The sequence below is a fragment of the Pantoea sp. UBA7232 genome (genome assembly GCF_002473195.1).
GTDB classification, from domain to species: domain Bacteria; phylum Pseudomonadota; class Gammaproteobacteria; order Enterobacterales; family Enterobacteriaceae; genus Pantoea; species Pantoea eucrina.
In genome coordinates this window covers 116,066-141,774 of record NZ_DKTK01000007.1, presented here as the reverse complement: position 1 = coordinate 141,774, position 25,709 = coordinate 116,066, and the positions used below count along the sequence as shown (strand labels likewise).

The 25,709-nt window shown below is 57.1% G+C and carries 26 protein-coding genes; 12 read left to right on the top strand and 14 right to left on the bottom strand.

The window, feature by feature from the left end; genetic code table 11:
- Position 1: 1 nt before the first annotated feature.
- From B4056_RS07680 to B4056_RS07655, 6 genes are all read left to right on the top strand, one after another.
- Positions 2–700 (top strand): FadR/GntR family transcriptional regulator, encoded by a 699-nt coding sequence (locus B4056_RS07680; RefSeq protein WP_113655849.1) that lies wholly within the window; start codon positions 2–4, stop codon positions 698–700.
- The gene (locus B4056_RS07675) at positions 697–1,575 is read left to right on the top strand and encodes a 2-dehydro-3-deoxygalactonokinase (RefSeq protein WP_094111681.1); all 879 of its coding nucleotides are present in this window, start codon (positions 697–699) and stop codon (positions 1,573–1,575) included. Before B4056_RS07680 ends, B4056_RS07675 begins: the two co-directional genes overlap by 4 nt.
- A complete protein-coding gene (locus B4056_RS07670; protein WP_094111682.1) occupies positions 1,559–2,176 on the top strand; it encodes a 2-dehydro-3-deoxy-6-phosphogalactonate aldolase in 618 nt (205 codons plus the stop codon). The genes B4056_RS07675 and B4056_RS07670 overlap by 17 nt, the downstream gene beginning before the upstream one ends.
- Positions 2,173–3,321 carry a galactonate dehydratase gene (dgoD, locus tag B4056_RS07665; RefSeq protein WP_288654305.1) on the top strand — a complete coding sequence of 383 codons (1,149 nt, stop codon included), beginning with the start codon at positions 2,173–2,175 and terminating at the stop codon, positions 3,319–3,321. Before B4056_RS07670 ends, dgoD begins: the two co-directional genes overlap by 4 nt.
- A gap of 244 nt (positions 3,322–3,565) precedes the next feature.
- Positions 3,566–4,858 (top strand): MFS transporter, encoded by a 1,293-nt coding sequence (locus B4056_RS07660; protein WP_039381522.1) that lies wholly within the window; start codon positions 3,566–3,568, stop codon positions 4,856–4,858.
- Positions 4,859–4,959: 101 nt separating this feature from the next.
- Positions 4,960–6,231 carry a DUF3748 domain-containing protein gene (locus tag B4056_RS07655; RefSeq protein WP_113655848.1) on the top strand — a complete coding sequence of 424 codons (1,272 nt, stop codon included), beginning with the start codon at positions 4,960–4,962 and terminating at the stop codon, positions 6,229–6,231.
- Here the strand turns inward: B4056_RS07655 and B4056_RS07650 are convergent.
- Positions 6,200–6,556 carry a YceK/YidQ family lipoprotein gene (locus B4056_RS07650; protein ID WP_223811800.1) on the bottom strand — a complete coding sequence of 119 codons (357 nt, stop codon included), beginning with the start codon at positions 6,554–6,556 and terminating at the stop codon, positions 6,200–6,202. The two genes, B4056_RS07655 and B4056_RS07650, sit on opposite strands and share 32 nt — an antisense overlap.
- 287 nt (positions 6,557–6,843) lie before the next feature.
- Here B4056_RS07650 and ibpA point away from each other — a divergent pair, with 287 nt between their 5' ends.
- On the top strand, positions 6,844–7,260 hold the full coding sequence (ibpA, locus tag B4056_RS07645; protein ID WP_039381531.1) for a small heat shock chaperone IbpA: 417 nt from the start codon (positions 6,844–6,846) through the stop codon (positions 7,258–7,260).
- Between the two features lie 55 nt (positions 7,261–7,315).
- Here the strand turns inward: ibpA and B4056_RS07640 are convergent, their stop codons facing one another.
- The 10 genes from B4056_RS07640 to B4056_RS07595 form a co-directional block, all read right to left on the bottom strand.
- Entirely contained in the window at positions 7,316–8,221 is a 906-nt protein-coding gene (locus B4056_RS07640) for an EamA family transporter (protein ID WP_094111886.1), read from the bottom strand.
- 40 nt (positions 8,222–8,261) lie between these two features.
- On the bottom strand, positions 8,262–9,548 hold the full coding sequence (locus B4056_RS07635) for a valine--pyruvate transaminase (protein ID WP_094111887.1): 1,287 nt from the start codon (positions 9,546–9,548) through the stop codon (positions 8,262–8,264).
- An 84-nt stretch (positions 9,549–9,632) separates the two neighbouring features.
- Complete coding sequence (gene ghrB / locus B4056_RS07630) at positions 9,633–10,607, bottom strand: glyoxylate/hydroxypyruvate reductase GhrB (protein ID WP_039381539.1); 975 nt, start codon at positions 10,605–10,607, stop codon at positions 9,633–9,635.
- A 67-nt stretch (positions 10,608–10,674) separates the two neighbouring features.
- Positions 10,675–11,955 (bottom strand): MFS transporter, encoded by a 1,281-nt coding sequence (locus tag B4056_RS07625; protein WP_071668245.1) that lies wholly within the window; start codon positions 11,953–11,955, stop codon positions 10,675–10,677.
- A 93-nt stretch (positions 11,956–12,048) separates the two neighbouring features.
- Complete coding sequence (locus B4056_RS07620) at positions 12,049–12,996, bottom strand: sugar kinase (RefSeq protein ID WP_071668244.1); 948 nt, start codon at positions 12,994–12,996, stop codon at positions 12,049–12,051.
- 10 nt (positions 12,997–13,006) lie between these two features.
- Entirely contained in the window at positions 13,007–13,753 is a 747-nt protein-coding gene (locus B4056_RS07615) for a sugar phosphate isomerase/epimerase family protein (protein ID WP_039381548.1), read from the bottom strand.
- Positions 13,754–13,880: 127 nt separating this feature from the next.
- Complete coding sequence (locus B4056_RS07610) at positions 13,881–14,906, bottom strand: LacI family DNA-binding transcriptional regulator (RefSeq protein ID WP_039381552.1); 1,026 nt, start codon at positions 14,904–14,906, stop codon at positions 13,881–13,883.
- Positions 14,907–14,967: 61 nt separating this feature from the next.
- The gene (locus B4056_RS07605; protein ID WP_094111888.1) at positions 14,968–15,963 is read right to left on the bottom strand and encodes a LacI family DNA-binding transcriptional regulator; all 996 of its coding nucleotides are present in this window, start codon (positions 15,961–15,963) and stop codon (positions 14,968–14,970) included.
- 153 nt (positions 15,964–16,116) lie between these two features.
- Positions 16,117–16,779, bottom strand: a complete 663-nt coding sequence (locus B4056_RS07600; RefSeq protein WP_039381558.1) for an OmpA family lipoprotein — start codon at positions 16,777–16,779, stop codon at positions 16,117–16,119.
- 108 nt (positions 16,780–16,887) lie between these two features.
- The gene (locus tag B4056_RS07595; protein WP_145339787.1) at positions 16,888–17,448 is read right to left on the bottom strand and encodes a DNA-3-methyladenine glycosylase I; all 561 of its coding nucleotides are present in this window, start codon (positions 17,446–17,448) and stop codon (positions 16,888–16,890) included.
- Positions 17,449–17,576: 128 nt separating this feature from the next.
- Between B4056_RS07595 and B4056_RS07590 the strand changes: the two genes are divergently transcribed.
- The 4 genes from B4056_RS07590 to B4056_RS07575 all read left to right on the top strand — a co-directional run bounded on the left by B4056_RS07590 (position 17,577) and on the right by B4056_RS07575 (position 20,843).
- The gene (locus B4056_RS07590) at positions 17,577–18,239 is read left to right on the top strand and encodes a hypothetical protein (RefSeq protein ID WP_113655844.1); all 663 of its coding nucleotides are present in this window, start codon (positions 17,577–17,579) and stop codon (positions 18,237–18,239) included.
- 100 nt (positions 18,240–18,339) lie between these two features.
- On the top strand, positions 18,340–18,876 hold the full coding sequence (gene dnaT, locus B4056_RS07585; RefSeq protein ID WP_288654295.1) for a primosomal protein DnaT: 537 nt from the start codon (positions 18,340–18,342) through the stop codon (positions 18,874–18,876).
- Complete coding sequence (gene dnaC, locus B4056_RS07580) at positions 18,876–19,616, top strand: DNA replication protein DnaC (protein ID WP_288654292.1); 741 nt, start codon at positions 18,876–18,878, stop codon at positions 19,614–19,616. The genes dnaT and dnaC overlap by 1 nt, the downstream gene beginning before the upstream one ends.
- A gap of 93 nt (positions 19,617–19,709) precedes the next feature.
- On the top strand, positions 19,710–20,843 hold the full coding sequence (locus B4056_RS07575) for an ROK family transcriptional regulator (RefSeq protein ID WP_094111892.1): 1,134 nt from the start codon (positions 19,710–19,712) through the stop codon (positions 20,841–20,843).
- A 65-nt stretch (positions 20,844–20,908) separates the two neighbouring features.
- On the opposite strand, the gene B4056_RS07570 is transcribed toward B4056_RS07575, so the two are convergent.
- Positions 20,909–21,946, bottom strand: coding sequence for an acyltransferase family protein (locus tag B4056_RS07570; RefSeq protein WP_039381595.1), 1,038 nt, complete (start codon positions 21,944–21,946; stop codon positions 20,909–20,911).
- A gap of 242 nt (positions 21,947–22,188) precedes the next feature.
- Positions 22,189–23,292, bottom strand: a complete 1,104-nt coding sequence (locus B4056_RS07565) for an EpsG family protein (protein ID WP_223811801.1) — start codon at positions 23,290–23,292, stop codon at positions 22,189–22,191.
- 289 nt (positions 23,293–23,581) lie between these two features.
- On the opposite strand from B4056_RS07565, the gene B4056_RS07560 reads away from it, so the two are divergent.
- Positions 23,582–24,499, top strand: coding sequence for an alpha/beta hydrolase (locus B4056_RS07560; protein ID WP_313110223.1), 918 nt, complete (start codon positions 23,582–23,584; stop codon positions 24,497–24,499).
- A 43-nt stretch (positions 24,500–24,542) separates the two neighbouring features.
- Here B4056_RS07560 and B4056_RS07555 read toward each other — a convergent pair whose 3' ends face one another.
- Positions 24,543–25,538, bottom strand: a complete 996-nt coding sequence (locus tag B4056_RS07555) for an acyltransferase (protein WP_039381604.1) — start codon at positions 25,536–25,538, stop codon at positions 24,543–24,545.
- Positions 25,539–25,709 lie beyond the last annotated feature (171 nt).

Genomic DNA, 25,709 nt, shown 5'->3' with positions numbered 1-25,709 from the left:
CATGACACAACAACAGCTGAGCAAAACAGAGCGCATTATCCATACGCTGGGTGAAGAGATTGTCGCCGGTAAGTATGTGCCGGGTGCGGCGCTGCCCGCAGAAGCAGAGCTGTGCGAACAATTCGGGACCTCACGCAACATTATCCGTGAGGTTTATCGTGCGCTGATCGCAAAGCGCCTGATGGAGATGAAGCGTTACCGCGGTGCGTTCGTGACCTCGCGCAATCAGTGGAATTATCTCGATAGCGATGTATTGCAGTGGGCGCTGGCGCACGATCAGGATCCGCGCCTGATTGCCGCCATGAACGAAGTGCGCGTGCTGGTTGAGCCGCAGATTGCGCGCTGGTCAGCCGAGCGGGCGACCTCAACCGATCTGGCCGCTATCGAACAGGCCTATAACGATATGGTGGCAAACCATCTCGATCGCGAAGCGTTTAACGACGCGGATATTCGCTATCACGAAGCGGTGATGGGCTCGGTACATAATCCGGTGCTGCAGCAGCTTAACGTCGCGATAAGCCAGCTCCAGAAAGCGGTGTTTGCGCAGACGTACATGGCGGACGCCGGCAATATGCCGCGCACATTAGCTGAACATAAAGCGCTGTACGACGCTATTCGCCATCAGGATGGTGACGCCGCGGAACGTGCAGCAAAAGCGATGATTGCCAGCTCCACGGCCCGACTGAGAGAGATTTTGTGACCAGCTATATCGCTATTGACTGGGGCTCAACGAATTTACGCGCCTGGCATTATCAGCAGGGCGTCTGCGTTGATGAACGCCGCTCCCCCGCCGGCATCACGCGCCTCGGCGGGCAGACGCCAGCGCAGGTCTTTGCCAGCGTCACCGCTGGCTGGCCTGTGGATGAGGTGCCGGTGATCATGGCCGGCATGGTCGGCAGCAATGCCGGCTGGCTGTCAGTCCCCTATCTGCCCTGTCCGGCCAGCCTGAATGCGCTGCACGCTCACCTGACGCGTGTGGAGCAAAAAGCATGGATTGTGCCGGGACTAAGCGTTGAACGTGATGATAACTACAACGTGATGCGCGGTGAAGAGACGCAGCTGCTGGGTGCGTTAACGCTGCAGCCGGTAGCGCTGTGTGTAATGCCCGGCACGCATGCCAAATGGGTTCAGCTGGAACAGGATCGGGTGCTGGACTTCCGTACGGTCATGACCGGTGAGTTGCACCATTTACTGCTGCAGCAGTCGCTGATTGGCGCCGGTCTGCCCGAACAGGAGACCTCTCAGACGGCATTTATGCAGGGGGTGGAAAGAGGGTGTCAGGATGCGTCTGTTATTGCCCGCCTGTTTGAAGTGCGCGCGGCGCATGTGCTGGGCGCCCGCGATCGCCGTCATGTCAGTGAGTTTCTTTCCGGCCTGTTAATCGGTCATGAAGTGGCGCTGATGACGCAGCGCATGGCTGCATCACCACAGCCGATCGCCATTATTGGCGGCCACACGCTGGCGCAGCGTTATCAGCAGGCGCTGACGTTTATTAACCGGGATTCAGTTACGCTGGAAGGCGATGTTGCATTCCAGCATGGAATGAGGAGTATTGCGAATGTCCTGGCCCACTAAACTGCCGCTGATTGCTATTCTGCGCGGCATAACACCGGATGAAGCTGAAGCGCACGTCGGTGCGCTCATTGAGGCTGGCTTTGATGCCATCGAAATTCCGCTGAATTCGCCCGACTGGGCGCAAAGCATCGGGGCGATGGTGACAAAGTTTGGCGATAGCGCGCTGATTGGCGCCGGAACGGTGCTGGAAACGGCGCAGGTCGACAGGCTGGCCACGCTGAACAGCAGGCTGGTGGTCACGCCCAACACGGATGCGGACGTGATTCGCCAGGCGGTCGCGCAGGGCATGATTGTTGCAGCCGGCTGTGCTACCGCTTCAGAAGCCTTTACCGCTTTAAAGGCGGGGGCGCAGGCGCTGAAAATTTTCCCCTCTTCAGCCTTTGGCCCCGGCTATATCAAAGCGCTGAAAGCGGTCCTGCCGCCGGAAGTCCCGGTGTTTGCCGTTGGCGGCGTTACACCCGAAAATCTGCATGAATTTATGGCTGCAGGCTGCATCGGCGCCGGTCTGGGCAGCGATCTCTATCGCGCCGGCCAGCCGCTGTCACGCACGGCAGAGAAGGCCCGCGCATTTATTGCTGCTTACAAGGACGCTGTACAATGAAAATTACCCGACTCACGACGTATCGCCTGCCGCCGCGCTGGATGTTCCTGAAAATCGAAACCGACGAGGGCATCACCGGCTGGGGTGAACCGGTAATTGAAGGACGCGCCCGCAGCGTCGAAGCAGCGGTGCATGAGCTGTCAGAGTATCTGGTCGGGCAGGATCCGGCGCGCATCAACGACATATGGCAGGTGATGTACCGCGGCGGCTTTTACCGCGGTGGTCCGATTCTGATGAGTGCCATTGCCGGTATCGATCAGGCGCTGTGGGATATCAAAGGTAAAGCGCTTGGCGTACCGGTATATCAGCTGCTTGGCGGTCTGGTACGCGACAGTATCAAAGCGTATAGCTGGGTGGGCGGTGACCGGCCGGCGGAGGTTATCGATGGCATTCAGAAACTGCGCGCCATCGGGTTTGATACCTTCAAGCTCAACGGCTGCGAAGAGATGGGTATCATCGATAACTCGCGCAAAGTGGACGCGGCGGTCAATACCGTGGCGCAAATCCGCGAAGCGTTCGGCAGCGAGATTGAGTTTGGCCTCGATTTCCACGGCCGCGTCAGCGCGCCGATGGCAAAAGTGCTGATTAAAGAGCTGGAGCCCTATCGTCCGCTGTTTATTGAAGAGCCGGTGCTGGCCGAGCAGGCGGAATACTATCCGCGCCTGGCTGCGCAGACTCACCTGCCGATCGCTGCCGGTGAGCGGATGTTCTCGCGGTTTGAGTTCAAACGCGTGCTGGAAGCGGGCGGGCTGGCCATTCTCCAGCCCGATCTGTCGCACGCTGGCGGCATCACCGAATGCTACAAAATTGCCGCCATGGCAGAGTCGTATGATGTTGCGCTGGCGCCGCACTGTCCGCTGGGCCCGATTGCGCTCGCGGCCTGTCTGCATGTCGACTTCGTATCGCGTAATGCGGTATTCCAGGAGCAGAGCATGGGTATTCACTACAATCAGGGTGCCGAACTGCTCGATTACGTTATTAATAAAGACGATTTTAAAATGGATGATGGCCACTTTTATCCGTCGAATAAACCAGGCCTTGGCGTGGAAATTAACGAAGAGCTGGTGATTGAGCGCAGTAAAAATGCGCCGGACTGGCGTAATCCGCTATGGCGCTTCCCGGACGGCTCTGTGGCTGAATGGTGATCGCTGCTCTGCGGGTGACTGATTAAAATAATCACCCTGCGTCAGGCCGGATTATTCAGGCTGTTGGAAATTTATAAATATTTTAAAAAAAGTGCCGGATAAATAAGGCTCAGGCTACCCCTCAGCCTTACTGACGGCACGGCATATTTACCGCTACGGCGGATTACATCTGACTATCTTACCCTGCATTGTTTGCGGTGCGCCTTGTTGCGCCCTGCGGACAACATCATGACGGAGAAACACCATGGATCTCTCTGCTGTTCAGGCCAGACCAACGCGGCGGCGTTATATTACGCTGTTAATGATCTTTATTACCGTGGTTATTTGTTATGTGGACCGCGCTAATTTAGCGGTAGCCTCAGCCCATATTCAGGAGGAGTTTGGCATTACCAAAGCGGAAATGGGCTATATTTTTTCCGCCTTTGCCTGGCTATATACGCTCTGCCAGATCCCGGGAGGCTGGTTTCTCGATCGCGTGGGTTCGCGGCTGACCTATTTTATTGCCATCCTCGGCTGGTCGGTGGCGACATTATTTCAGGGATTTGCCACGGGCTTATTATCGCTGATTAGCTTACGTGCGGTTACCGGTGTATTTGAGGCGCCGGCATTCCCGACAAATAATCGCCTGGTAACCAGCTGGTTTCCGGAGCAGGAGCGTGCGTCTGCCGTTGGCTTCTACACCTCCGGACAGTTTGTCGGACTGGCATTCCTGACGCCGCTGCTGATCTGGATCCAGGAGCTGCTCAGCTGGCACTGGGTGTTTATCATTACCGGCGGAATTGGCATCGTCTGGTCGCTGGTGTGGATCAAAGTGTACCGGGCACCCAGACACAGCAAAGGGATCAATCAGGCCGAGCTGGACTATATTCGCGAAGGTGGCGCAATGGTTGACGGTGATGCGCCGTCAGAGAAAAAAGCACGCACCCGGCTTACAGCTGCCGACTGGAAACTGGTGTTCCACCGTAAACTGTGCGGCGTGTACCTTGGTCAGTTTGCGGTGACCTCAACGCTGTGGTTCTTCCTGACATGGTTCCCTAACTACCTGACCCAGGAAAAGCATATTGCCGCATTAACCGCCGGTTTCATGACAACCGTACCGTTTCTGGCCGCCTTTTTCGGCGTGATCCTGTCTGGTATCGTGGCCGACAGGCTGGTGCGCAGCGGACGCTCAATCGGCTTCGCACGCAAAACGCCGATCATCTGCGGTCTGCTGATCTCTACCTGCATCATGGGTGCTAACTACACCAATGATCCCGTGTGGATTATGGTGCTGATGGCGCTGGCGTTCTTCGGTAACGGTTTCGCCTCAATCACCTGGTCACTGGTATCATCGCTGGCACCGGTTCGTCTGATTGGTCTGACCGGCGGCATGTTCAACTTTATCGGCGGACTTGGCGGTATTACGGTTCCGCTGGTGGTCGGTTATCTGGCGCAGGATTATGGCTTTGCTCCGGCTCTGGTGTATATCTCCGCCGTGGCGCTGGTGGGCGCACTCTCCTACATTCTGCTGGTCGGCGACGTGAAACGCGTTGGCTGATCCGACGAGGCGCGCATGGAAGCGCGCATCCCCGCAAAACTGCTGCACCCCGGCAGGGAATCGCGTACCGTATCAGCATCGGTTATTTGTCAGAGCGTCCCATGTCAGAAAAACAGCTTACCTTTGCGCAGCGTCATCACCAGCTGACCAATATCAACGTCTGGACCGCCGACAGCCAGTGGCTGGCGTTTGATGTGCGCCCCTCCGGCGCCTCTTTTACCGGCCTGACCATTGAGCGGGTTAACGTCTTTACGGGCGCCGTTGAGCTTCTCTATCAGGCGCGCGACGGGGCTCACGTTGGGGTGGTGACCGTAAGCCCCGACCTGCCGCCGCGCTACGTCTTTATTCATGGCCCGGAACATCCTGATGCGCACTGGCATTACGATTTTCACCATCGCCGTGGCGTGATCGTGCAGAATGGCCATGCGGAGACGCTGGACGCCTGCGATATTACCGCGCCCTATACGCCGGGCGCGCTGCGCGGCGGATCGCATGTGCATGTCTTTAGCCCGGACGGCACCCGCCTCAGCTTTACTTACAACGATCATGTGATGCATGAGCGCGACAGCCGCGAGGATCTGCGCAACGTCGGCGTGGCCGTGCCGCTGCATCCGGTCTGTCCGGCTGAAAAACATCCGCGTGAGTATGATGGCAGCCACTACTGCGTGCTGATCAGCCAGACGCAGCGCGACCCGCAGCCCGGCAGCGATGCGATCGATCGCGCTTATGAAGAGTGCTGGATTGGCGATCGCGGCTATCAGAAAGCTGACGGCAGCTGGCAGCGCTGGGCTATCGCCTTTATCGGCGACACGCGCAGCGCCAGCGGGCAGAAGGTGCCGGAGGTGTTTATCGTGGATTTACCGGACGCGCTGGCTGATTACGCCCGTCCCGGCAGCTCGCCGCTGGAGGGCAGCGATACCCGGATGCCGGCACCGCCGGCAGGGGTGCAGCAGCGGCGGCTGACGCATACCCGGGGTCTGGCGCTGCAGCCGCGTCACTGGCTGCGCGCGGCGCCAGACGGCAGCGCGATTGCCTTTCTGCTGGCCGATGAGCAGGACATTATTCAGCTCTGGAGCGTGTCGCCCAACGGCGGTGAGCCGCGGCAGATCACCCGGCTCAGCAGCAGTATCCAGTCTGCGTTCAGCTGGCATCCGCAGGGTGATGCCGTCGCCTTTATCTGTGCCGACCGCGTAATGCGCTGCGAAATGGCAGACGGTCGCTGTACGCCACTGACGCCGGTCACTGCCGCCGCGCTGAGCGGCGACGCAGTGGTCTGGTCGCCGGACGGAAAACAGATCGCCTATATGCGTGAAGTGGAGGGCTGGCGCCAGCTGTTCTGCGTCAGTGCGACGCCGGCATCGCGGCAGCCGTAGCGAGGCTCGCCTGGGTATTGGCCTCTCTTTCACTTTGCAGCACGCGTTCGCGCGGTGAGGAGCTGCGTTTGTCCTCACCGGCGTGGAAGTAGTCCCACGGCAGCAGCAGCGTATCCAGCACGGCAGAGAAGGGCAGATCGATCAGCGCCAGCGGTTTCAGCACCCAGCCCGTGTCATCATCAGTCAGCATTTTGGCACTGGCGCGCGTGCCAGGATAGTAACCCTGACTGCCGCCGGAGTGCGACATCATGCTGGAGCAGCCGGAGGTGGTTATCACACAGCACACCAGCAGGCCGGTCAGCGGAAAACGTTTTATCATCTTCATTGTCATCATCCCTTCAGTCATGGCTGCATCCCTGGCAGCAATATGTCACCTGACGTTATCAGCGCTCTCTGGCTCTGTTTTCAGTGCAGGTGCAGGGTTTCCTGAGTGTATGTCATCTCACCGGTTTTGCTGCAAAAAAATCACGCCGGTGGCCCTTGAAAAGATCGCTACCATACCCATTTTCACATTACGGCCGTATGACTGTTGCCGCATGGGACAGTGCCAGGCCGGACAACCTGTCCATAGTGGAAGGTTGCCAAAACTTGCTGATTATCAGGAGTCTTATTATGCGTAACTTTGATCTCTCTCCACTTTATCGTTCTTCCATCGGTTTCGATCGTCTGTTTAATCTGCTGGAAACCAACCAGAACCAGGCGAACGGAGGTTACCCTCCTTACAATGTCGAACTGGTGGATGAAAACCACTATCGCATTACGATTGCGGTAGCAGGCTTTGCCCAGAATGAGCTGGATATCACCGCCCACGACAATATGCTGGTGGTACGCGGCGCGCACCCTGAAGAGCAGCCGGAGCGCAAATATCTTTATCAGGGCATCGCCGAGCGCAATTTTGAGCGTAAATTCCAGCTGGCCGATCACATCGTGGTGCGCGATGCGCGTCTCGAACTCGGTCTGCTGAGCATCGATCTGGAGCGCATCGTTCCTGAAGAAGCGAAACCACGCCGGATTGAAATTCTGAAATAAGGCCATTACATAAGCCTTAAGCGCCGCAGCAATGCGGCGTTTTTTTTGATCAGAATCAGGCGCGGGAGAGTAGCCGCTGACTTAGCAGGCCGCCAAAGACATTGATCAGCAGACCGGCAACGATCACCGCTGCGCCCAGCAGCTCCTGCGCGGTCAGCGCTTCATCCAGCACAACGGCCGCGCTGATAATCCCCACCACCGGCACCAGCAGCGTCAGCGGTGCGACGCGCCAGGTTTCATAGCGGCTCAGCAGCCGACCCCAGATGCCATAACCGATGATAGTGGCGATGAAAGCCAGATAGATCAGCGCCAGAATAGTCTGTAGTGAAATGCCCTGCAGGCTGTGCACGATCAGCGCGCTGCCTTCGAACCACCAGGAGCAGATGAAAAAGGGAATAACCGGCACCAGCGCGCTCCACACCACCAGTGACATCACCGGTACGCGGTGATTGCGCAGAATGATTTTATTGGTGATATTGCCCAGCCCCCAGGAGGCCGCCGCCGCCAGCGTCAGCAGCATGGTTGTCAGGGTAATGCCGCCTGCCGTCTGGCCCGCCATACCGGCGCTGGCGAGCAGATACATCCCCAGGGTCGCGATCACGATGCCGGTAATATGATTCCAGCGCAGCTTCTCAGCCAGCAGCAGCGCGCCCAGCAGCAGCGTGAAGAACGCCTGCGCCTGCAGCACCAGCGACGCTACCCCGGCGGGCATGCCAAGCTTGATGGCTAAAAACAGGAAGGCAAACTGCCCGAAGCTGATCGTCATGCCATAGATGACCAGCCAGCGCAGCGGAATAGCCGGACGCTTTACAAACAGCAGGGCCGGAAACGCCACCAGGGCAAAACGCAGTCCCGCCAGCAGAAAAGGCGGCATGCCCTGCAGCCCGAGTTTGATCACCACAAAATTGACGCCCCACGCCACAACGACGCACAGCGCTAACAGCATATCTTTCATGGACATAAGGGCTTCCTGTTCTCAGGCTGTAGCCGGTTTCGGGCGGTTAAACCCGGTTCTCGTCTGCGGGATACGTGACGCTTTCGGCCTCGCGGAGCGCGCGCTCCAGCTCCTCCGCCAGGATCCGGACTGCTTGCTCAATTTTCGCCGCTTCCGGTACGTAGTTCATGCGCATGCACTGATGCGTATGCGGCCACGCCTGCTCCAGCCCCGGGAAGAAGAAGTGGCCCGGCACCATCAGCACGCCGCGCGCTTTGAGACGCTGATAGAGCACTTCAGTGGTGATGGGCAGATCGCGAAACCAGAGCCAGAGGAAAATTGCCCCCTCCGGCTTGTGGATCAGACAGCGATCTTCCGGCAGGTAGCGACGCAGGATTGCCAGCGTTTCCGCCACTTTAGCCTGATAAAACGGCCGGATAACCTCATCAGAGAGGCGCAGCAGATCGCCGCGTACAATCATTTCGTTTGCCAGCGCCGGGCCAATGCTGCCGGGCGCCAGGCTGATAATACCGTTCATATTACCCAGCGCGCTGATGGTGCTTTCATCGGCAATAATGATGCCGCAGCGTGCGCCAGGCAGGCCGAGCTTGGAGAGGCTCATGCAGAGAATGGTGTTGGGATTCCACAGCGGCCGCGCTTCGCTGAAAATGATACCGGGGAAGGGCACGCCATAGGCATTGTCGATCAACAGCGGCACGCCGTGCTGCTGTGCCAGCGCATCCAGCTGCAACAGCTCATCGTCAGTGACCACATTGCCGGTCGGATTGGTCGGGCGCGAAACGCAAATCAGCCCGATATCCTCATGCAGCGGCAGATGGTCAAAATCGACATGATATTTAAACTGCCCTTCTGGCAGCAGCTCGATGGTGGGCTTCGCTGAAACAAACAGCCCCTCTTCAAGGCCGGCGTCAGCGTAACCGAGATATTCCGGCGCCAGCGGAAACAGCACGCGCTTTTTGCTGCCGTCGGCGCGGTGTCCGGCAAACAGATTAAACAGGTAGAAAAACGCGCTCTGGCTGCCGTTGGTCAGCGCAATATTTTGCGCCGTGACAGGCCAGCCAAGCTGCTCGCTCAGCAGGGTGGCAAGCGATGCCAGCAGCTGCGCCTTGCCGCGTGGCCCGTCATAGTTGCACAGCGCCTCGCTCAGCGTGCCATCTTTATGCATCTGCAGCAGCAGCTGGTCAAAATAATCGTTCATTGCCGGGATCTGTGCCGGGTTACCGCCGCCCAGCATGATGGTGCCGGGTGTGCGCAGTCCCTCTCCCATATCTTCCATCAGACGGGAGATACCGGTGGGTTGCGTAAATTTGTCGCCGAACTGAGAAAAGGACATAGGAAGTAAAAATTTTGTGAAAGCGAATGGAGAAAACCACCATAACGCCCGCCTGCGGCGGGCGCAATGGCTAAAGCGGTCCTGTCAGCGCAGAACCTGCGGGTTAACGCAGTTTTTATCCGGTGTACCGGTCAGCGCGGCAATCAGATTTTCAACCGCATCACGGGCCATGCCGTAGCGCGTCTCGTGCGTGGCTGAACCAATATGCGGCAGCGCCACCACGTTTGGCAGGGTAAGGATCTCTGCCTCAGCGGGAACGGGTTCTACCTCAAAAACGTCCAGTCCGGCAGCCAGCAGGGTGCCCGCTTTCAGCGCTGCCGTCAGCGCCTGCTCATCCACCACCGGGCCGCGACCCGCGTTGATCAGAATTGCGCCGGGCTTCATCAGCTGCAGCTGCGCGGCACCAATCATATGGTGCGTCTGTTCGGTGAGCGGCAGACTGATGCAGACAAAATCGCTCTCTTTCAGCAGCGTCTCCAGATCGCAGGCGCGGGCCTGAAAGCGGTTCTCCGCTTCTTCATGCTGACGACGGGCGTTATAGAGAATATTCATACCAAAACCGAAATGGGCGCGCTGCGCCAGCGCCAGGCCAATACGGCCCATGCCTAAAATCCCCATGGTTTTGTGGTGAACGTCGGTGCCAAACAGATCCGGACCGATGCTCTTTTTCCAGTTGCCTTCTTTAACCCATTTATCCAGCTCGGCCACGCGGCGTGCGGTGCTCAGTACCAGCGCCATCATGGTATCCGCTACGGTCTCGGTCAGGACCGTCGGGGTGTGCATCAGCAGCACCTTGCGCTGATTCAGCGCGTCAACGTTAAAGTTGTCATAGCCGACGGAGACGGTGGAGCAGGCGCGCAGCGCCGGCATCTGCGACAGCAGTGCGTCATCGACTTTGCCGCCGGAACCGATAATACCTTCTGCCTGCGCAAACGCGTCCGCATGCTGGCGCACCGTTTCCGGTGAAACATCTTTTACTTCGGTAACGTGAAAATGCGTATCGAGCTGGCGGCGCAGATCGTCAGGCAGGCTTTTGTAGAGGATCACAGCAGGTTTCATGAATCGCTTCCTGTAGAAATAGGTGACGGGCGACAGGTGCCGCCCGGAGAAGTCATCTCTTACGCTTTCAGGCGTGCTTCGCCCCGTGAATCGGCGGCGTTTTGTTTGCGGCAGGCTTGACGATCAGCGTCAGCCAGACCGAAACCAGCAGGGCTGAACCCATGAAGATATAAGATGCGGCCGGGCTGCCGGTTGCTCCATTAAGATAGCCGACAATCCATGAACCGATAAAGGAACCCAGCGCACCCATGCTGTTAATCAGCGCCATGGCACCACCCGAAACGTTGCGCGGCAGCATTTCCGGAATGATGGCAAAGAACGGACCGTAAGGGGCATACATCGCTCCGCCGGCAATCACCAGCAGCGCATAGGAGAGCCAGAAATTGCCCGGACCTACCAGATAAGAGCCAAGGAACGCCAGTGCGCCAATCAGCAGCAGCGGCCAGACAAACAGTTTCCGGTTCTGCGTTTTATCAGACGCCCACGACACCACCACCATGGCGATAGTAGCGACCAGATAAGGCACCGCTGAGAGCCAGCCCGCTTCCACCATACCCATCTGCGTGCCGTTACGCAGAATGGAAGGCAGCCACAGCACAAAGCCGTATACGCCAATACTCCAGGCAAAATACTGCATGCAAAGGATGATGACGTTGCGATTGCGAAACGCTTCGCTGTAGTTCCGCACCGCTTTGATATTTTCCTGCTCTTTCTGCAGCTGCGCCTGCAGCGCGGCTTTTTCCTCATCGCTCATCCATTTTGCCTGCGCCGGTTTATCCTGCACCAGGAACCACCAGGCGATAGCCCAGATCACCGCCGGAAAACCTTCGATGATGAACATCTCACGCCAGCCAAAGGCGTTAATCAGATAGCCGGACACCACCGACATCCACAGTACGGTGACCGGGTTGCCGAGGATCAGAAAGGTATTGGCGCGCGAACGCTCCGACTTGGTAAACCAGTTACTGATGTAGATCAGCATCGCGGGCATCACGGCCGCTTCCACCACGCCGAGGATAAAGCGGATCGCTGCCAGCATCGGAATATTGCTGACGATCCCGGTCAGCGAAGCGCAGCCGCCCCACAGGATCAGGCACCAGAAAATCAGTTTTTTTACGCTGCGGCGCTCGGCATAGATAGCACCGGGGATTTGAAAGAAGAAGTAGCCGAGAAAAAACAGCGCGCCCAGCAGCGATGACATCCCTTTGGTAATGCCGAGATCGTCATTAATGCCTGCGGCAGAGGCGAAGCTGAAGTTCGCCCGGTCCAGATACGCCAGACTGTAGGTGATAAACACGATGGGCATGATATACCACCAGCGTTTTGGCGCGATTGTCTGCGATTTCATGCGTGACTCCTCTGGTTGAGGCGGGCACATTCCGTGGATGCGCCTCAGAATAATAGTGTTGTAGGGTAAGTAGTATCGTGCCGGCGCAGTAACTCAGTAATCACCCAGCGCCGCGCGGGTGGGTAAACCTTCACTGTCTCCCGCTACCTGAATAGCGAGCGATCCGATCTTATTGCCGCGCAGAATCGCCTGCGGCAGCGTTTTATCTTCCAGCAGGGCGCTGATCAGGCCCACGGCAAAGCCGTCGCCTGCGCCCACGGTATCCACCACGTTGTCGACCAGCACCGGGGCGACCACGCCTTTTTCTCCCTGTGCCGTTTTATACCAGGCACCGTCGCAGCCGGTTTTAATCACCACCGCTTTGACGCCCTTATCGAGGTAGAAATCAGCAATTGCTTCCGGCTGGCGATAGCCGGTCAGGATATAGCCCTCTTTTTCACCCGGCAGCACCCAGTCGGCATACTCTGCCAGCGCATTAAGCTGCTGGCGCATCTCTGCTTCGCTGCGCCACAGCACCGGACGCAGATTGGGATCGAAAGAGATACTTTTGCCCTGCGCCCGCATTGTCTGTGCCGCATAGTGCAGCAGCGCCAGCGATGAATCAGAGAGCGCAGCGGCCACGCCGCTCAGATGAAGATGGCGCGCGCTGCCAAAATAGTCCGGATTAAAATCGTCCGGCGAGAGGTGGCTTGCCGCCGATCCTTTGCGGAAATATTCCACTTCCGGATCGGAGCCGTCGTCGACGCGCGCTTTCAGCTGAAAGCCGGTACGGTAGCGGGCATCCGTGGTCACACAGCGGTGATCAACGCTCTCTTTTGCCAGCTGCTGCAGCGTGAAGCGCCCGAAGCTGTCATCCCCGACGCGGCTGACCCAGCCAACCTGCAGGCCAAGACGTGCCAGACCGATGGCAACGTTCAGTTCGGCGCCGGCAATACGCTTGATAAAGCGCTCTGCTGCCGCAAGGTCGCCGGTTTGCTGCGCGATAAACATCGCCATCGCTTCGCCAATGGTGACGACATCAAGTTGAGAAGGTTGTGTCATGGCAGGCTCCTTAGGCGGCACGCAGCAGGTCAACATAGTGGCGGGTTACCGCCAGCAGATCGCCGCCTTCCAGCGGGAACTCAATACCGCGCGGTGCATCTGCGGGCAGGGCGTGCAGCAGCGTGCGCCAGCTCTCATCCGCATCATCAAGGGCGATCGCCCGGAACGTGTCGCGATGCGCAACGGCCGCTTTAACGTGCACATAGCTGACGTAGCGGCTGAGCTGATGAGCAGCCTGCAGCGCATCCTCGCCGGTCCAGAGCCAGTTCCCCATATCGAACGTCATATCCAGCGGCAGGGCGGCGTCGCAGGCGTGGTGAAAAAAGCGCAGCATGGGCGCCAGCGTACTGTCAGCGGTCTGATCGTTCTCAATCACCAGCGTCACGGATGTTGACGCCAGAATCTCTACCAGCTGCCGGTCAGCCAGCTGAACAAAGTGGCCAATAGCGAGTTTCAGCCGCTGCGCGCCGAGCTGCTCCGCTTCATGGAAAAACTGTGCCAGCCGTGGATTGAGTGCGCCATCTGCCAGCCACAGCGATTCCGGAACGGAGTAGCTGACCTGCAGCGACTGCTCGCGCGCCGTCTGGCCCAGCTCCGGCAGCTGCTGCAGCTCAATGTCGCTGAACAGCTCGCGGCGAATCTCAACGCCGTCAGCGCCAGCCGCTTTGATCAGCGGCAGCAGGCGGCTCTGCCCGCCAAGCTCGGCAATTTTATGCGCGCCGTAGGCGGCGGTCACTACAATAATTTCTGGTCTCATCACGTCTCTCCGGGCACCAAACTGCCTCCCAATCGTTGAGAAAACGTTAGATGGAACCGGTTCCAAAGGAAAGACGCAGACTGCGGATTTATGATCCTGCTCACGAAGTCAGCATCAGGTTCCGGTATCAGCGCAGCGGCTGGCTCGACCCGCGCACGATCAGCTCGCCGGAAAACACCTGATCCCGTATCGGTGCATCGCTGCCGTCAATACGGGTGATCACCTGCTCCAGCGCCGCATAGCCAATCTGCCAGGTGGGCTGACGCAGCGTGGTAATGCCGACGCCGGCCAGCGCCGCCCATTCCAGTTCATCAAACCCCAGCAGGCCGATATCTTTACCCCAGACCAGCTCCAGGCGCTGGAGCGCCCGTGCCACCTGCAGCGTCAGGGCACCGTTGGCAGCTACCACGGCAACGCGTCTGCCGGCATGCCGCTGATAAAAGTCCAGCAGCGCCCGATCCAGAGGTTCTGGCTGGTGCAGCGGCACTTCCGCATTCTCCGCGATGGCGTCCGGCGCGGCACCTGCGGTGGCAAAAAAGGCGCGCAGGCGTTCGCGGCGGGTATTGACGCTGCCCAGCGGCTCGCTGAGAAACAGCAGGGCGTTATAGCCATTATCCAGCAGATGACGCGTGGCGTTGCAGGCTGCTTCCTGGTTATTCAGCCCGACAACATCGCAGGCGAACTCAGGAATTTTACGGTCGATCAATACCATTGGCAGCATTGACTGCTGCAGCCGGTTGAGTACCACTTCGTGCATACCGACCGCGTTAACTACAATGCCCTCAACCTGATAGCTGCTCAGCAGTTGCAGATAGTGCTGCTCCAGATCGACCTCATTGTTGGTGTTACACATCAGCAGCGTAAATCCGCGGGCGCGGCAGGCTGCTTCAATGCCGCTCAGCACATCCACGGAATAGGGATTGGTGATATCTGCAATGATCAGGCCAATTAATCGCGTACGGCCACGCTTCAGGCCGCGGGCCATCTGGCTGGGACGATAATTCAGCGCGTCAATCGCCTGCTCAATACGGGTTTTCAGATCGGGCGAAAGGAGATGTTCTTCCCCGTTCAGATAGCGGGAAACACTGGTTTTACCTGTATTTGCCGTGCGGGCAACATCGCTGATTGTGGCGCGTGGCGGCCTGGTTTTCATTGCATATTCCTGAAAAGTTAAATCAGGCGAAGACTATCACAGCACGCGCGGCGCGCCATCATCAGGCGTCAGCGGCCAGGCGCAAAACCGGCTGCCAGAGTGTCTGCAGCTCGGTGACCGGCCTGTCTGCCAGCAGCTGCAGCACCATCTCCGCCACACATTCGCCGATGCGCTGCTGAGAGATCTGCAGGATCACATTAACCGGATGGTCGATAATCGAGTCATGGGGCAGACCGTCATAGACGTAGAGCGCGATCGCACGCGCACCGGAGAGCCGCTGCTGCTGCTGGAGCGCAATGGCTGCACCTTCGCCGAGCGTGCTGCAGTCGGTAATAATGGCCTGCGGCGGCGCAGGGTGACGCAGCCAGGCGAGCGTTTGCTGCAGTCCGGCACGGCGGGTAGGCGGCAGTGCCGCAACAAATTCTGCAGGCTGTGCGGCATCCCGCAGCGTATCGAGAAAGCCGCGGCGGCGATCGAGGATATAGGTGCCCGGCTCATCGGTACCGAGCCAGGCAAGCCGCGTCAGCCCCTGCTGCAGGGCGTGCCGCGCCGCCAGCTGCGCCCCCGCGTAGTTATCGTAGTCAAACCAGGCGTAGGGCTGCGGCAGCTCGCTGCGGCCGAGGGTAAGGAAGCGAAACCCTTTCTGCTGCAGGCGCTCCAGGCGGGCGTCGTGCGGAGTGGTATGGGTAACGATCAGCGCATCGAGTGCGCCGCTGCGCAGCATGCGCAATAAATTGCGCTGCTGATCGCGCGGTTTATCCGGCAGCAGCAGCAGGTCGATATCCTGACGCGCCAGGCACCGATCCAGCGTCAGCAGCATTTCACTGTAGTAGCTGTCGTTAAGCGAGGCGGTACTGACGGGTAATACCAGCCCGACGGCGTTTGCCCGGCCGGTTTTCAGACGGCGTGCCGCAATGTTTGGCCGATAACCGCGACGGCGTGCTTCATCCTGAATGCGTTGCCGGGTTGATTCCGCCACGTCGTCGTAGCCGTTCAGCGCGCGACTGACGGTGGTAACAGAGAGGCCAAGGGCGGCAGCGATCGCTTTGAGTGACATGGGCGTATCCGACCGGTTGAGTTTTTGTCACGCTGGTATAAGCCAGTGTAGTCTTCAGAGAGCGGGGGCAGTATATACTGTTTTCTGGAATGGTTTCCAGTTATTTCCGGAAAGTGTCAGAAACCGGCCTGCGGGTGCAGGCCGGCAGGCTGTTTAGTTCAGCGGACTGAGGGTGATCTCAACGCGACGGTTCTGCGCTTTGCCCTCTTCAGTGCTGTTGCTGGCAACCGGGTTATCCGGTCCCATGCCCTGCGTGCGCAGGCGATTCTGCGCTACGCCCTGAAGCACCAGTGCGCTGGCCACGCTTTCGGCACGCTGCTGCGACAGACGCATATTCAGCGCGCGTGAACCGGTGCTGTCGGTATAGCCGACAACGTTAACGGCGGTTTTTGGATACTCTTTCAGCACCATAGCCACGCCGCTCAGGGTGTTGGCGCCGGCCGTTTTCAGCGTTGCGCTGCTGGAGTCAAAGGTGACATTGTTTGGCATATTCAGAACAATGTTGTCGCCCTGACGGGTTACGCTGACGCCCGTACCGCGCATTTTGTCGCGCAGTTTCGCTTCCTGAACATCCATGTAATACCCCACGCCGCCGCCCAGCGCCGCACCGGATGCCGCGCCAATCAGCGCGCCCTTTTTACGATCTTTTTTAGAGGAGGAGAGCACGCCTACTCCGGCACCGACCACGGCACCCAGACCCGCACCAATTCCGGACTTACCCGCCTGCGATTCGCCGGTATAAGGATTGGTAGTACAACCCGACAGCGCAAGGCTGCCGCTTACAAACAAGGCCAGCGTCAGAGCACGTTTTTTCATCATCAGTCCCTCAATATACTTATGGGTAACACTCCCGGAAGGCCACTATTATGCCGTTCAAAGATGGGGAAATTCGTGAGGCCGAATCTGAAAATGTAAATTTTTGCGTTAAAGATTATCGGGATGGCGGAAACAGGTGGTTTGATGATCGTTAATCAGCCCGCAGGCCTGCATAAATGCGTGGCATATTGTCGGACCGATAAATTTGAAGCCGCGCTGCTTCAGAGCCTTAGAGAGCGCCATCGCCGGTTCGGAAGTGACCGGTGCCTGCCGGTAATCGGCATAATGGTGCAAAATGGGGCGATCGTTCACAAATGACCAGATAAAGCGGGAAAAATCGTCGCCTGCTGCTTCCAGCGCCAGCAGGGCGCGTGCGTTCTGCACAATCGCTTCCAGCTTGCCGCGATGGCGGATCACTCCGCTCTCCTGCATCAGACGGCTGATATCCGCTTCGTCCATTCGCGCGACGGTGGCCGGATCGAAATCATGAAACGCCCGGCGGTAATTTTCGCGCTTTTTCAGCACGGTGATCCAGGAGAGACCCGCCTGCTGCCCTTCAAGGCAGAGCATCTCAAACAGGGCGCGCCTTTCTCTTTGCGCAACCCCCCATTCACGGTCGTGATAACGCACGTAAAGCGGATCTGCGGTTACCCAGCCACATCGCTGCATGCTCTGCTCCCTGTTTCTGCTACGAACGTTCAGCGGCAAGGCTGAAAACCGGCGCCAAATGAGAAGCGCGATAAGTCGGGTGAAATATACTAAGCACGCTAATTATTTTATCATTTGGTTACATTATAATGCGTGAACATATTACTCTTATTAGCCGCGAGATGGCGGCCTTTCTCATCAGTGGATTGCTTCTGGTTTTCTGTATGGCGATGGTATATATCGACGTCGCCTGGATGCACAACGCATTACACGAAACGTCGTTTACTGAAATCACGCAGGCCGTGATGCTGACTCTGCTTGCTGCGCTGTTCTTCCGCGCCGCGTCGCAGCGACCTGAGCAGCGCAGCGCGCTGATTCTGGTGGGTGGATTCTACAGTTGCATGCTGATACGCGAACTCGATTATCTGTTTGATCTTATCCGGCACGGTGCCTGGCTCTGGTTTGCGCTCGCGACCACCGCCGCGTCACTGGCGCTGGCGCTGCGTACCCCGGCGCAGATCCTGCCTGGTCTCGCTGCGCTGCTGCAGCACCGCAGCTGGCAGATGATGGCCGCAGGCTTACTGGCCATACTGGTGTTTTCCCGGCTATTCGGTATGCATCAGCTCTGGCAGCAGCTGATGATGGAGGGGTATAACCGGGTCGTGAAGAATATGGCCGAAGAGGGCTGCGAACTCTTTGGTTACACTCTCTGCCTTATCGCATCGCTGCGTTATCTGTCGCAGACACATACGGCGCAGGCGTCTCTGCCCCGCGATAGCGTCTCGCCTGTGCTGAGCCGCGCTGCACGCTGATTCCTGCCTTTTATGACGATCCCCGGTGCTAAAACAGGTACACTGTCTCTCTGGCGCCGGGTTATCTGGCGCCCCGAAATGCTCAACGTCAGGTCTCTTCATGTCCGTAAAAATCTTATCTTCAACGCTGGCCGGGCTGGACAGCTTCTGCCGCGATCCGCTTGCCGCACTGCACCAGGCCGATAACGGTACGCTGGCCGTGCTGCAGGATAACGTGCCCGCTTTTTATGCGCTGACGCCGCAGCGCCTGGCAGCGCTGCTGGCGCTGGAGGCGGCAGTCCGGCAGCCCAGCGATGTCGCGCTGGATGACACTCTGTTTCAGCCGGATAGCGCCGCGCTGGCTATCCCGGCGGGTAAGTTTGCCATGTATCAGGGCTGGCAGCCCGACAGCGACTTTCAGCGTCAGGCCGCCATATGGGGCGTGGCGCTCAGCGAGCCGGTGACGCCCGCTGAGCTGGCTACCTTTGTAGCTTACTGGCAGGCAGAAGGGCGGCCGTTTCATCATGTGCAGTGGCAGCAGAAGCTGGCGCGCAGCGTGCAGATGCATCGTGCCGGCAATGGGGGCCAGCCAAAGCGCGATATTACGCGTATCGACAATACTGATTACGATATTCCCGATGGTTTCCGAGGTGAGTAATGAAAACGCCAACCGATCTTTTCAATCGCCTGAAAAAAATCATGCCGAAAGAGGTGCAGCCAAAATTCAAAAATGGCGCTGAGCTGCTGGCGTGGAATCAGGAGCAGGGCCGTCTGCGCTCAGAAGCGATAGTACGTGAGAACCGCGCCATGAAGATGCAGCGCATTATGGGCCGCTCCGGTATTCGCGAACTGCATATGAACTGCTCTTTTGACAACTATCGCGTAGAGAATGACGGGCAGCGCAAAGCGCTGGCGCTGGCGCGCGAGTACGCGGCCGGATTTGAGAACAGTATTGCCAGCTTTGTGTTTACCGGCCGTCCCGGCACCGGAAAGAATCATCTGGCGGCGGCGATCGGGAATGATCTGATCATTCGCGGCAGGAGCGTCCTGATTGTGACGGTGGCCGATTTGATGTCCAGCATGAAGGGTACGTTCAGCGGCGGCAGCGATATCACGGAAGAGCGGCTGCTGCAGGATCTTACGAAGGTTGATCTGCTGGTGATCGATGAGATCGGCATGCAGAGTGAATCGCGCTACGAAAAAGTGATTATTAATCAGATTGTCGATCGGCGCTCCTCTTCAAAACGCCCTACCGGCATGCTCTCTAATCTTGACCCGGCAGGAATGAACAGCCTGCTGGGCGAGCGCGTAATGGACCGGATGCGGCTGGGAAACAGCCTGTGGGTACGCTTCGACTGGGAGAGCTACCGCAGCCGCGTGCGCGGTGATGAATATTGATAGCTGAAACGGGTAAACTGCGCGGCCGCCTGCGCGCCCGGGTGATGCCGGGCTGCTAAACTGAACCGTATCTCATCCTCAGGTGAAGGCGCCATGAAAGCAGCCGGTAAAGGACCAGCGGTACTTCGACTGAATAATCTGAAGCGGGTCATGGCGCAGCTGCGCTCCGCCCGCATCACCTCCCGTCAGGACATCGCCCGGGCGCTGGATCTGAGCAAAAACACGGTTTCACTGATTATCGACGACCTGCTGGCGCAGGGGCTGGTGCGCGAGCTGGGGCCGGTCAGCGTGACGGCGGCAGGACGGCCCAAAATTGAGATCGCCCTGCGGCCGGAAAAACTGAAAAGCGCTGGCATCATGGTAGCGCGACAGACGATCCACTGGCAGGTACGCGACTACTTCTCACAGGTTATTGCGGAACAGACGTGGCGCACCGAAACGGCCGCCCCGGAGCGGCTGCTGCAGGAACTGGCTGAAGTGTGTCAGACATTATGCGCCGCGCATCCGGAGCTGACAGGGATTGCGATTGGTCTGCCGGGCATTATCGATTCACAGCGCGGCTTTGTGCACTTCTCTGCGCCGCTTGGCTGGGAGAACGTGGCGGTGCTGGCACCGCTGCAACGCTGCGTCAGCCTGCCGCTGCTGGTGCTCAACAACGTCAAGGCAGCCGCGCTGCTCTCTGTACAGCAGCTGCAGCTCAGTAAGGCGCAGAGCCATTTTTATCTGCGTATTGCGGAGGGCGTGGGCGGCGCGCTGATCGATCGCGGCGCGCTGTATACCGGCAGCAGCTGGACCGCCGGTGAAATCGGCCATCTGCGGATGCAGCGCGAGGGGCAGCTTTGCAGCTGCGGCCGCCGGGGGTGCCTGGAGACGCTGATCGGTCAGCCCGCCATTCAGCAGCAGCTGAGCAAACGCAAGCCGGGCCTGCGCTGGCAGCAGGGTGAGAGTGAACCTTCACTGTTTAATCCGCTGATGAGCGAAGCGGGCGAGCATCTTGGTTTTGCGCTGAGTCAGGTCATGCAGCTGGTTAACCCGGCCTGTATCATTATTGACGCGCCGTGGAACAGCTCAGCTGTTTTCAGGGAGGCGGTACAGCAGACGATGCAGGCCAGTACGCTGGCGTTCACCCACGCGCATACGACGCTCCATTTTCTGGCGCAGCGCCTTGAGCCGGCCCAGGGTCTGGCTCTGGCGGTTATTGCGCAGTATGAGCAGGCAGATTATTAACGCCGTGCACCCTTCTTTTTACCTCATCGCAGGTCAGGCCACCCGCAGGTGGCCTGCTGGCTGATTCAGTCGCGGGCAGCAGCCGGTGGTACGATGGAAGGCGGTGTATGATGCGCCCGTTTCAGGAAGCGGCTCTCCAGCAGGGTCCATGAGGTCCACGCCAGCGCCAGAGTGATGACGATAGTCAGCAGCAGGCCAGCAAAGGCGTTGGCGCTGAACACGCCGAAGTGCTGCAGTACCTGAATAATCGGCCAGTGATAAAGGTACATGCCATAAGAAAGATCGCCAAACTGGCTGATTTTTATCTCACGACACAGGCTGGTACAGCAGAAAATCACCACTGAAGAGAACGCGACCGGCTCAATAAGAAACGCATACTCGCTGCGTTTGCATAGCAGCCATGCCGCCATCGACACCAGCGTAATCAGCTTCAGCCGATCAAAAGCGGGCTTGTGTATCGCCAGCAGGCTGCCAAAGAAAAAGTACGAGGAGAGGGCGACAAACTGCTTCGCCAGCGTATCGGCTTTGGGGCCGCTATAGACAGAGGTGAAATAGAAGAACCAGGCGCAGGAGATGATGAAAATGGCGCCCCAGACTTTCAGCGGATTACGCTTCATTAGCGGAACGATAAACGGTAACAGCACATAGAGCGTCAGTTCCGCTTTGATCGTCCAGAGTGAGCCATCCATCGGCTGGTTTGGATTATCGGTAAACACACCCGGCAGTGAAGCCTGAATAAAATTCAGAAAGGTAAAGTTTGCCACCAGATACTTAATAGTTTCACGATGTTTCAGAAAATCCATTAGCGGCAATGTCGTCAGACACAGGCCAATGGTAAAACACATCAAAATCACAAATATATAAGCGGGCAGGATGCGCTGGGCGCGCTTAATAAAATAAGAGTTCAGCGAGCGGCTTCTTAAGTAACTTTTTGCAATAAGAAATCCGCTTATTGCAAAAAATCCTTTCACAGCAAAATCGCTATTCAGATAATGTGCAAGGAAACGAATATCGGCATTTCTGGTGACTTCAGCTGAGTGTACCAGCAAAACGATAAAGGCAAGCGAAAGCCTGACAATATCAAAATTATTTTTTTCGTTCATATCAGCATTCTTTTTAATGGGATAACAACGCGCTGTAATAATAATTAAAGCGCCTGTATCGGATGGTGTTCTGATTAAAAGCGTTAAGCTCTGCCGCGGCAGAGGTAAACTATTAGAGTTTTAAACGATAGAAAAATCAAGCGATGTATAAGCGCGGCGTAATATTCAGAATTTCCCTGGTATGGTGGAAAAAAGAGGTTATAAATAAAAAACGCTAACCAGTTGGTTAGCGTTTTTAACGATTAACGGAACAGCTGGAAGCTGCGCGACACCTCGTAGCCGACGATCGATTGCTTACTGGCCATGGTGTTATAGTAGAGATAGTAGAGCACCATCAGCACGGTTATCGCTACGGCGATGACCTTTCTCAGCTTTTTGGTTTCCCAGATACAGAGTGAAATCAGCACCGGTTCAACCTGCAGCAGGTAGTTTGCCAGGCGGCCGCCAGAGGCGTAGTCCTGCAGCGCCATACGCAGGCCACTGCCGATGGCAAACGTAATCGCCAGAATATAGTAAGTGTTAAATTTTGCCGGGTCGGCGTTTCTGATTTTATCACTCAGCAGCATGTAGCTGAAGATAAAGACAAAGCCAATGTTCTTCAGGTTAGAGAGCGTAAGAATACCCTGCTCCTGGCGCGACTCTGCATCGGCATAGCCCATGGCCCTGTCGCCCAGTGAACCCAGATGGCTGGAGAGCGCGGAGATCAGTGCCGAGCTTCCCATAAAGGCCAGCGGCAGGCTGATAACGACGATCGCAATCGGCACATATTTGTTTTTGCGGATAATCATCGCCATCGGAATAAGCAGCGCGACAACGGCCGTTGCGTGGCAGAAAAACGACAGCAGAAATGTGGTCACCATACCCGATTTACTGCGACGCGACATATGCCAGACAAAGCCGAGCAGAAACGCCGAGCAGAGACCAAAGCGGATCTGGTTCATATCTTTGTTGATAAACAGGTGCGCCGAGTAGATGGCCAGCGCGACCAGCGGCAGCGGCGTCAGCTTGCGGAAGTAGTGCGCGTTAACGCATACCGCGATGAAGGCGATAACAAAGATAAAGATGTCAGCATTGGCCGTAAAAATGCGCGTTGCACCGGCAATCGCATAAATAGCAGGCTCATAGCGAAACTCGACCACGGCGCGCCAGAAGCCCTCGATAATAATTTTATCGAGAAACTGTGCATAGAAGTCGCGATACTGGAAGTCATCAAGGCCGGTTCCCAGGCCACGGATGCCGCCAAAAGTAAAAAGTACTACAACAGCAATAAAATAAAGCCACGTCCTGATATGTGCTGTGTTTTCATTTTTACTTAACATGATTTCGACAATTGCGACAAAAGTCATGCTAAGACTTATGATCCAGTAAATTCCCATGGTCACAGATTCTTATAGTTTAAAATGCACTTATAACATAGGGCTATGTTTTGGTAAACATGAGAAAAGTCTAATTTTTCCTGGCCCGGTATTTTATCAGATTACTGCCGGGATTATTATTCATCCGCTTTCTGCTATTTTCAAATTCTGCTGCTGATATTTTTCCTTTTCAGAGAGTTGCCGATCCGCAGAGGTAAAGAAAAGGCCGAGGCTAAAGTGCGTTTGTAACTGTTTTTATTAATAATATGGAGCCAGAAGAATGATCCTTTTTCGCCTGATAAGCGCGTTTTTACTGCTTTATCTTCCGCTGGCCTTTGCCTCTAAGGAAATTCCTATCTGGCCGGGCGAAAAAATAACACAGAATAAATTTATTAATTTCAGTAAAAATCCTGCTGATAATAATCGTGCCGTTACGCAGGTTAATTCGCCGGAAATGATTTATGTAGCGCCTGCGGGAAAAAATAATCACACAGCCGTGCTTATCATTCCCGGTGGGGGATTTTCTTATATTATGAAAGATCTTGAGGGGCTTAATATCGCCACGCTGTTAAGTCGTCAGGGTTATACGTCCTTCGTTCTTCTTTATCGTATGCCGCATGACGGCACCACACAGAATCGCCAGGCGGCCTTTGCGGATGCGCAGCGGGCACTTCGGCTTATCCGGACTAATGCCCCGCAATACCATATTGCTGCCGATCGTATTGGCGTGATGGGTTTTTCTGCAGGGGCTTATCTGGCCGCGAATCTCAGTAACGATCCAGAGGCTGATAACTATCCGGCACAGGATGCGCAGGACAGCGTCTCAGCCCGTCCCGACTTCACTGCCCTTATCTATCCGGTACTGTCGCTTAAGGATGGCGTAACACATCCGGGCACGCGCGCCGCCATGTACGGCAAAAACATCAGCCCGCAGACCCTTCTGCAGCAGTCGCAGGAAGCGCGCGTCAGCGATCGTACGCCGCCGACGTTTCTCGTTCACGCGCTGAATGACGGTACGGCTTCAGCGCAGAATACGCTGCTGATGTTTGCCGCGCTGCGCGAGCATAAAGTGAAAACAGAAATGCACCTGTTCCAGCAGGGCGGGCACGGTTTCGGGACCGGACAAAAACTAAAGCTGCCGGTAAGAAACTGGCTGACGCTGTTTCATGACTGGCAGAGCACGCTGACTGACCGGTAAAAGCCAGAATGCGCGATGAACTCTGGCGAGCCGGTCAGCGCTTTCAGCTGACCAGCTGTCGCGTATCGATGCGCTTCAGCACCTTTGCCAGCAGCAGGCTGCCCAGCAGCGTGACGCCAAACACCCACGGCAAATCGAGCCAGGGGCGTGACATATCGTCATAGTGGTGAGTACGCAGATAGTGAATAAACAGCGCGTGAAAACCATATACCGGCAGCGAATAGCGAGAAATGGTCGCCAGCAGCGGCAGCGGCCGCTGGTTCAGGCTGTTTTTAAACAGAACCAGCAGGCTGATGGCCGCGATAAAGACCAGCGGCCCGCAGTAGAGATACCAGGTGTCGTTGAAGGCGCCGTTGATTTGCAGCAGCTGCTTTGTACCGAGTGCAATACCCAGCACGCAGGCGATAAAAACGCCTCCCGCCAGCCAGCCGATCCGGCGGCCGCCCGTCTCCATACAGCCGATAGCGCGTCCGAGCAGGGCGTACAACAGGTAGTAGATGCTGTCGCCACTGACATAGAGATTGACCGGCAGCCAGCGAAAGGATCCCACTGACTGGCTGACCGTATTCGGGTTTGCCACCACCGCCAGCACAACCACCAGCAGCGCCACATAGCGTTTTTGTACCGTTTTGACCTGTATCAGCGGCGAAAGCAGGTAGATACCGATAATCGCAAAGAAGAACCACAGATGATAAAACACCGGCTTCTGCAGCAGCTTCATGATGGATCGACCTTCGCTGATCGGTGTCAGCCAGGTGATATACGCCAGCGCTACCGCGCTGTAGAACAGCAGGCAAAGCACAATGCGTATCAGATGTCGCGCCTGCGCGCTGCGCTCGCCAAAAAACAGGTAGCCTGAGATCATAAAGAACAGCGGCACGCAGACGCGGGAGGCGGCGTTCATCAGGTTGGCCACATCCCAGGTTATGCCGGTGACCGCCATCGGTCCGGTGATATACCAGGTCGTGGTATGGATCACGATCACCATCAGGCAGGCGACCGCACGTAAGTTGTCGATCCAGCTAATTTTTTGCGGCATGGGATCCTCGCGTACAGATGGTGCGAGGAAGGGTAGCCGCTGTGCCGCCACTCAACAACATCTGCCGCCGTAATTCAGAGCCCTCTGTGCGGCAAAAGCGCGCGCGACCCGCACAGCCTCAGGATTTCCGGCTGCACATTGCCCGGTCAAAGGGTATACTGTCGAACTCTT

Excerpts from the sequence above, each read along its gene's own strand:
- B4056_RS07680 (WP_113655849.1), top strand. The coding sequence starts at position 2 with ATGACACAACAACAGCTGAGCAAAACAGAGCGCATTATCCATACGCTG.
- B4056_RS07670 (WP_094111682.1), top strand. The coding sequence starts at position 1,559 with ATGTCCTGGCCCACTAAACTGCCGCTGATTGCTATTCTGCGCGGCATA.
- dgoD (WP_288654305.1), top strand. The coding sequence starts at position 2,173 with ATGAAAATTACCCGACTCACGACGTATCGCCTGCCGCCGCGCTGGATG.
- B4056_RS07660 (WP_039381522.1), top strand. The coding sequence starts at position 3,566 with ATGGATCTCTCTGCTGTTCAGGCCAGACCAACGCGGCGGCGTTATATT.
- B4056_RS07655 (WP_113655848.1), top strand. The coding sequence starts at position 4,960 with ATGTCAGAAAAACAGCTTACCTTTGCGCAGCGTCATCACCAGCTGACC.
- B4056_RS07650 (WP_223811800.1), bottom strand. The coding sequence starts at position 6,556 with ATGAAGATGATAAAACGTTTTCCGCTGACCGGCCTGCTGGTGTGCTGT.
- ibpA (WP_039381531.1), top strand. The coding sequence starts at position 6,844 with ATGCGTAACTTTGATCTCTCTCCACTTTATCGTTCTTCCATCGGTTTC.
- B4056_RS07640 (WP_094111886.1), bottom strand. The coding sequence starts at position 8,221 with ATGTCCATGAAAGATATGCTGTTAGCGCTGTGCGTCGTTGTGGCGTGG.
- B4056_RS07635 (WP_094111887.1), bottom strand. The coding sequence starts at position 9,548 with ATGTCCTTTTCTCAGTTCGGCGACAAATTTACGCAACCCACCGGTATC.
- ghrB (WP_039381539.1), bottom strand. The coding sequence starts at position 10,607 with ATGAAACCTGCTGTGATCCTCTACAAAAGCCTGCCTGACGATCTGCGC.
- B4056_RS07625 (WP_071668245.1), bottom strand. The coding sequence starts at position 11,955 with ATGAAATCGCAGACAATCGCGCCAAAACGCTGGTGGTATATCATGCCC.
- B4056_RS07620 (WP_071668244.1), bottom strand. The coding sequence starts at position 12,996 with ATGACACAACCTTCTCAACTTGATGTCGTCACCATTGGCGAAGCGATG.
- B4056_RS07615 (WP_039381548.1), bottom strand. The coding sequence starts at position 13,753 with ATGAGACCAGAAATTATTGTAGTGACCGCCGCCTACGGCGCGCATAAA.
- B4056_RS07610 (WP_039381552.1), bottom strand. The coding sequence starts at position 14,906 with ATGAAAACCAGGCCGCCACGCGCCACAATCAGCGATGTTGCCCGCACG.
- B4056_RS07605 (WP_094111888.1), bottom strand. The coding sequence starts at position 15,963 with ATGTCACTCAAAGCGATCGCTGCCGCCCTTGGCCTCTCTGTTACCACC.
- B4056_RS07600 (WP_039381558.1), bottom strand. The coding sequence starts at position 16,779 with ATGAAAAAACGTGCTCTGACGCTGGCCTTGTTTGTAAGCGGCAGCCTT.
- B4056_RS07595 (WP_145339787.1), bottom strand. The coding sequence starts at position 17,448 with ATGCAGCGATGTGGCTGGGTAACCGCAGATCCGCTTTACGTGCGTTAT.
- B4056_RS07590 (WP_113655844.1), top strand. The coding sequence starts at position 17,577 with ATGCGTGAACATATTACTCTTATTAGCCGCGAGATGGCGGCCTTTCTC.
- dnaT (WP_288654295.1), top strand. The coding sequence starts at position 18,340 with ATGTCCGTAAAAATCTTATCTTCAACGCTGGCCGGGCTGGACAGCTTC.
- dnaC (WP_288654292.1), top strand. The coding sequence starts at position 18,876 with ATGAAAACGCCAACCGATCTTTTCAATCGCCTGAAAAAAATCATGCCG.
- B4056_RS07575 (WP_094111892.1), top strand. The coding sequence starts at position 19,710 with ATGAAAGCAGCCGGTAAAGGACCAGCGGTACTTCGACTGAATAATCTG.
- B4056_RS07570 (WP_039381595.1), bottom strand. The coding sequence starts at position 21,946 with ATGAACGAAAAAAATAATTTTGATATTGTCAGGCTTTCGCTTGCCTTT.
- B4056_RS07565 (WP_223811801.1), bottom strand. The coding sequence starts at position 23,292 with ATGACTTTTGTCGCAATTGTCGAAATCATGTTAAGTAAAAATGAAAAC.
- B4056_RS07560 (WP_313110223.1), top strand. The coding sequence starts at position 23,582 with ATGATCCTTTTTCGCCTGATAAGCGCGTTTTTACTGCTTTATCTTCCG.
- B4056_RS07555 (WP_039381604.1), bottom strand. The coding sequence starts at position 25,538 with ATGCCGCAAAAAATTAGCTGGATCGACAACTTACGTGCGGTCGCCTGC.